The organism is Streptomyces sp. NPDC059455 (assembly GCF_042750115.1).
Lineage (GTDB): Bacteria > Actinomycetota > Actinomycetes > Streptomycetales > Streptomycetaceae > Streptomyces > Streptomyces endocoffeicus.
Window position 1 is genome coordinate 10,503 of record NZ_JBHYVB010000236.1, and the last position, 5,781, is coordinate 16,283.

At 71.0% G+C, this 5,781-nt stretch carries 6 protein-coding genes; 2 read left to right on the plus strand and 4 right to left on the minus strand.

The genetic code is table 11. From position 1 onward, the window contains the following. Positions 1–110 precede the first annotated feature (110 nt). Positions 111–611, plus strand: a complete 501-nt coding sequence (locus ACFXB5_RS46260) for a hypothetical protein (protein ID WP_385220059.1) — start codon at positions 111–113, stop codon at positions 609–611. Here the strand turns inward: ACFXB5_RS46260 and aspA are convergent. The 4 genes from aspA to ACFXB5_RS46280 form a co-directional block, all read right to left on the minus strand. Further along, positions 594–2,009 carry an aspartate ammonia-lyase gene (gene aspA / locus ACFXB5_RS46265; RefSeq protein WP_385220061.1) on the minus strand — a complete coding sequence of 472 codons (1,416 nt, stop codon included), beginning with the start codon at positions 2,007–2,009 and terminating at the stop codon, positions 594–596. The genes ACFXB5_RS46260 and aspA overlap by 18 nt on opposite strands. A 41-nt stretch (positions 2,010–2,050) precedes the next feature. Further along, complete coding sequence (locus tag ACFXB5_RS46270) at positions 2,051–3,085, minus strand: asparaginase (protein ID WP_385220073.1); 1,035 nt, start codon at positions 3,083–3,085, stop codon at positions 2,051–2,053. A 116-nt stretch (positions 3,086–3,201) separates the two neighbouring features. Continuing rightward, positions 3,202–4,641 (minus strand): amino acid permease, encoded by a 1,440-nt coding sequence (locus ACFXB5_RS46275; RefSeq protein WP_385220064.1) that lies wholly within the window; start codon positions 4,639–4,641, stop codon positions 3,202–3,204. Beyond that, positions 4,638–5,330 (minus strand): FadR/GntR family transcriptional regulator, encoded by a 693-nt coding sequence (locus ACFXB5_RS46280; protein WP_201854788.1) that lies wholly within the window; start codon positions 5,328–5,330, stop codon positions 4,638–4,640. The genes ACFXB5_RS46275 and ACFXB5_RS46280 overlap by 4 nt, the downstream gene beginning before the upstream one ends. A gap of 171 nt (positions 5,331–5,501) precedes the next feature. Between ACFXB5_RS46280 and ACFXB5_RS46285 the strand changes: the two genes are divergently transcribed. Then, positions 5,502–5,781, plus strand: a 280-nt coding sequence (locus ACFXB5_RS46285) for a sugar ABC transporter substrate-binding protein (protein WP_385220067.1), incomplete at its 3' end; no start/stop codon positions are given.

A 5,781-nucleotide genomic window follows, 5' to 3' on the forward strand; every position in this document is an offset into this window, starting at 1 on the left:
CCGGGTTCGCCGCGCGGATGGTGGGGCGGATCAAGGGCAAGGCGGTGTTGCTCTAGCTGGTCGGCTGGATCGCCGGGGTCACGGGGGTCACCCCGTGCGAGCGCCGGCTGTTGCTGCCGAAGGCGCCGTACGACGGGCCGGTGTGGCTGCCCGCGCTCGGCGCGTGCGCGGTGGAGCCGCTGCCCGGCGGCCATCTGCTGCGGGTGCTGGACGGCGGCACCTCCGAGGGGGGCGGTCCGGCCGACTGGGGCGATCTGCTGCTGGACGTACGCCATCCGCACCGCTGGTCCCTGACCTTCTCGGCCCCCTCGGGCACCTGGACCCATGAGCTCAGCGCCCGCCAGGCCGAGGTGCTGCTGGTGCTCGCCGCGCACCCCGAGGGGCGCACGGCGGCCCAGCTGGCCCAGGACCTGTTCGGGGACCCGACGCGGACGGTGACCGTACGGGCCGCGATGTCCCGGCTGCGCGGACGTGTGGGGGCGGTGCTGGCGCACCGCCCCTACCGCATCGCCGACAGCGTCCGCATCGACGTGGCAAGCCCGGACCACCCCACCGAACTCCTCCCCCACAGCTCGGCTCCAGAAGTCGCGCGGCTACGAACGGAGCCCTGAGGGCTGCCCGGCCACCTCCTCCGGGCGCAGCACCTCGGCCAGGCGGTCGGCGGGCAGCAGGCCCTTCTCCAGGACGAGTTCGGCCACGCCGCGGCCCGTGGCGAGGGCCTCCTTGGCGATGCTGGTGGCCGCGCTGTAGCCGATGTACGGGTTGAGCGCGGTGACCAGGCCGATGGAGTTCTCCACGGAGGTGCGCAGCCGCTCGGTGTTGGCGGTGATGCCCGCGACGCACCGTTCGGCCAGCACCAGGCAGGCGGCGCGCAGATGGGTGACGCTCTCCGAGAGGGAGTGCAGGATGATCGGCTCGAAGGCGTTGAGCTGGAGCTGTCCGGCCTCGGCGGCCATCGTGATGGCGACGTCGTTGCCGATCACCTCGAAGGCGACCTGGTTGACCACCTCGGGGATCACCGGGTTGACCTTGCCGGGCATGATGCTGGAACCGGCCTGCACCGGGGGCAGGTTGATCTCGTTGAAGCCGGCCCGCGGGCCCGAGGAGAGCAGCCGCAGGTCGTTGCAGCTCTTGGAGAGCTTGACGGCGATGCGCTTGAGGACGCCCGACAGATGGACGAACGCGCCGCAGTCCTGTGTGGCCTCCACCAGGTTGGCGGCGGTGACCAGCGGCAGTCCGGTGATGGCCTCGAGGTGGCGGCGGGCGGCCTCGGCGTAGCCCTTGGGGGCGTTGAGTCCGGTGCCGATGGCGGTCGCGCCGAGGTTGATCTCGTGCACCAGGGTGGCGGCCTCCAGCAGCCGGCTCTGGTCCTCCTCCAGCATCACGGCGTACGCCGAGAACTCCTGGCCCAGTGTCATGGGCACCGCGTCCTGGAGCTGGGTGCGCCCCATCTTCAGGACCTCGCGGAACTCCTCGGCCTTGGCGGCGAACGCCTGGCGCAGCGTCTCCATGGCCGCGTGGAGCTCACGGACGGCGATGATCGTGGAGACGTTGACGGCGGTCGGGTAGACGTCGTTGGTGGACTGGCTGAGGTTGACGTCCTCGTTGGGGTGGAGGTGGGCGTAGTCGCCCCTCTCGTGGCCGAGGAGTTCCAGCGCCCGGTTGGCGATCACCTCGTTGGCGTTCATGTTGGTCGAGGTCCCGGCGCCGCCCTGGATCACATCGACGATGAACTGGTCGTGCAGGGCGCCTCGGCGTATCTCCTGGCAGGTGGCCGCGATGGCGTCGGCCTTCTCCGTGGTGAGCAGCCCGAGGTCCTCGTTGGCGCGGGCGGCGGCCTCCTTGACGGCGGCCAGGGCGCTGATCAGGTGCGGATAGGCGGAGATGGAGGTGCCGGTGATGGGGAAGTTCTCGCCGGCGCGCAGGGTGTGGATGCCCCAGTAGGCGTCGGCGGGGACGTCGCGGTCGCCGAGCAGGTCGTGTTCGCGGCGATGGCCGGTGGCGCTCATGGTGTGCGGTCTTCCTCGGTTCCTGGTGAGGGTGGGCGGGGTCAGGCGGTGGGCGGGGCCAGGACGTCGGTGGGGTGCACACCGCCGACGGCGGCCCCGCCGCCGTACACCGGCGTGGTGGCGAACTCGGCGAGGACACCGGGGTCGATCCCGCAGTGGACGAGGGCCGCGGCGGTCACCGGCATCCGGGCGCGGTCCGCACCGTCGGCGATCTTCACGGCGACGGCCCGGCCGTCAGGCAGCGCCGCGATCTGCACGCCTTCGAAGCCGTCCTTGGCGATCAGGCCCGGTACGGCGCGCATCAGCCGGGCCACGTCCCGGTCGGTGCCGGACGCCATGTCCGGGTGGGCGCGCAGCGCGGCCGCCACCCGGCCCTCGGGGGTGTCCATGGCGCCGGAGGCGATCCGGGCGGCCGCCGTCGCGAGCCCGCGCAGGGAGACGGAGAACAGCGGTGCGCCGCAGCCGTCGACCGAGACCCGGGCGACGCCCTGCCCGGTGAGGTCCTCAACCGTCTCGGCGATCATCCGCTGCAGCGGATGGGCCGGGTCGAGGTAGTCCTCCAGCGGCCAGCCGCGCAGCTGGGCGGTGAGCAGCATCGCGGCGTGCTTGCCGGAGCAGTTCTGGGCGAGCCGGGTGGGCTCGCCGCCGTCGCGCAGCCAGGCGTCGCGTTCGGCGGCACCGTACGGCAGGTCCGGGGTGTTGCGGAGGTCGGTCTCGGTGAGCCCGGCCCGGTCGAGGATGCGGCGGGCGCCGTCCAGATGGCGCGGCTGGCCGGAGTGGCTGGCGGCGGTGAGCGACAGCAGCTCCCCGTCCAGCGGCAGCCCGGCCCGCAGCAGGCCGACGGCCTGGACGGGCTTGAGCGCGGAGCGCGGGTAGCAGGCCACGTCGATGTCGCCGGCCTGGAAGGCGACCCGGCCGTCGGCTGCCAGGACGACGACCGAGCCGTGGTGGACGCCCTCGATGGCCCCGCCGCGCACCACATGGGCGAGCGGCACATGGCGGGGTGCACGGATGGCGGGGGGCTCGGCCGGGGTACGGCGGGTCGCGTCGTCGGTCCGTCCGAGGGGGGTGTTCATGGTGGTGCTCTCGTGGTCGAGGGTGTTCACGGGGTGGGATTCCTCCGGGTGGTGGTGGAGGGAGAGGGCGTCCGGGTGGTACGGCCGTGCAGGAGAAACGATTCCTCAGTATGGGCTCACGAGGGGTCCTTCATCCGGCTGCGGGCCACGTACCAGCCGATGACCAGCGCCGCCACGATCGCCGGAAGCGCCATGACGGTCAGCCGACTGGGGCCGCCGTCCGCCCACATCAGGACGAGGACGGAGGCGAGGAAGCCCAGGGTGACGATCTCGGTGTACGGGGAGCCCGGGAGTTGGTAGCCGGGACGGCTGACCTGGCCGGCCTGGGCGCGCCGCCAGAACAGCAGATGACAGAGCATGATCACGGCCCAGGTCGAGAGGATGCCGATCGCGGCGAAGTTGAGCACGATCTCGAACGCCTCGCTCGGCACCACATAGTTCAGGCCCACGCCCAGCACACAGAAGAAGGAGGTGAGGAGGATGCCTCCGTAGGGCACATGGGTGCGGCTCATGGCGCCGGTGAACTTGGGCGCGGAGCCGGACATCGCCATCGAGCGCAGGATCCGGCCGGTGGAGTACAGCCCGGAGTTGAGGCTGGACATCGCGGCGGTGAGCACGACGAGGTTCATCACGCCGCCGGCCGCCGGGACGCCGATCTTGGACAGCACGGTGACGAACGGGCTCTCGTCGCCCGAGTAGGAGCCGGAGGGCAGCAGCATCGAGAGCAGCACCACGGAGCCGACGTAGAACAGGGCCACGCGCCACATGATGGAGTTGATCGCCTTGGGCATGATCTTCTCGGGGTTCTCGGTCTCGCCCGCGGCCACGCCGACCAGCTCCACGGAGGCGTAGGCGAAGACGACGCCCTGGATGACCAGCAGCATCGGCAGGACACCGTGCGGGAAGACGCCGCCGTGCTCGGTGATCAGGCTGGGGCCGGTGCTGCCACCGGCCACCTGCTCGCGGGTGACCAGCAGGAAGATGCCGATCGCCATGAAGACGACGAGCGCGCCGACCTTGATGATCGCGAACCAGAACTCCAGCTCGCCGAAGATCTTGACCGAGATCAGATTGACCGTGAGCACCACGGCGAGCGCGATCAGGGCGATCGCCCACTGCGGGATCTCGGTGAACATCCCCCAGTAGTGGGTGTACGTCGCCACGGCCGTGATGTCGGCGATCCCGGTGGTGGCCCAGTTCAGGAAGTACATCCAGCCCGCGACGAAGGCACCCTTCTCGCCGAGGAACTCACGGGCGTAGGAGACGAACGCGCCGGAGGAGGGCCGGTGCAGCACCAGCTCGCCCAGGGCGCGTACGACCAGGAAGGCGAAGACGCCGCAGACCGCGTACGCCAGGGCCAGCGACGGCCCGGCGTCCTTGAGCCGCCCGCCGGCGCCGAGGAAGAGGCCGGTGCCGATGGCGCCGCCGATGGCGATCATGTTGACGTGCCGGGCCTTGAGGGACTTGCTGTAACCGGCGTCGCCCGCGTCCACATGCGCGGGGCTCCCGGCCTGGTGCTGTGGGCGGTCTTCTTGCCGGAGGGACTGCTCGCTCACGCCTGCTGTCCGCCTTCCGTCGGTGCTGTCGTCCGGCTGTCCGCCGCAGCGGGCCGAACGATGGAGGTCAGGGTGGTTTCCACGCGTTCGAGGTGGTGGGACATGGCCTCCACCGCGTCGTGTTCGGACCCGTCGGCGAGCGCCTCGACGATCGCCCGGTGCTCCCGGTTCGACTGCTCGCGGCGGCCGCCGAGTTCGTTGAGAAATGCCGACTGCCGGGCCAGGGCATCGCGGATCTCCTCGATGACCCGCCGGAAGACCGGGTTCTGGGCCGCCTGGGCGACGGCGAGATGGAACAGCGTGTCCATCGCCACCCATGCGGTGGTGTCGGTCTCCCGCTCCATCCGCTCCAGCAGATGGGACAGGTGGTCGAGGTCCTCGGCGGAGCGGCGCAGGGCCGCGTAGCCCGCCACCGGGATCTCGATGTGCCGGCGCACCTCCAGCAGGTCGCTCGCGGCGTAGTCGCCGAAGGTGGGGTCCTCCACCGGACCGCTGGAGATGACGAAGGTGCCCTTGCCGGTGCGCGAGGCGGTCAGCCCCATGGTCTGCAGGGCCCTGAGGGCCTCGCGGAGCACCGGCCGGCTCACCTCCAGGCGACGGCAGAGCTCGGCCTCGGAGGGGAGTTTGTCCCCCACCGCGTAATCGCCGCGCTCGATCGCTTCCCGGAGGTGGGTGAGAACCGCTTCCATCGCGCTGATACGACGAGGGGAGGCGAATCCGGAGCCACCTGTCTGGCTGTCTGACAAGTTCACGCCGCGATCCTCAGGCGTACACCGGACGGTTGTCAAGGGTCGACTTTCCCCTCCCTGCCGCCCGTTCTGTGTTGATATGGGGTATTCATCGCGAATGCCGGAGACCCCATGCCCCACCGCCTCACCACCGCCACCGCGGCCCTGCTCCTGCTGTGCGGCCCGGCCGCCGCGGGCTGCGGCGGGGGCGCGGACAAGGGCGAGGTCGGCGTGGTGCTGCCGCTGCTGACCTCGCCCTTCTGGGAGGCGTACAACGACGCCGTCCCGGAGCAGGCCAGGAAGGCGGGCGTACGGGTGCTGCCGACGGTCAACTCCGACAACGACCCGAGCAAACAGATCACCGACATCGACAATCTGCTGGCCCAGGACGTCAAGGGTCTGGTCGTCTCCC

Coding starts and splice junctions, on each gene's coding strand:
- aspA (WP_385220061.1), bottom strand. CDS start 2,009: ATGAGCGCCACCGGCCATCGCCGCGAACACGACCTGCTCGGCGACCGC.
- ACFXB5_RS46270 (WP_385220073.1), bottom strand. CDS start 3,085: ATGAACACCCCCCTCGGACGGACCGACGACGCGACCCGCCGTACCCCG.
- ACFXB5_RS46280 (WP_201854788.1), bottom strand. CDS start 5,330: ATGGAAGCGGTTCTCACCCACCTCCGGGAAGCGATCGAGCGCGGCGAT.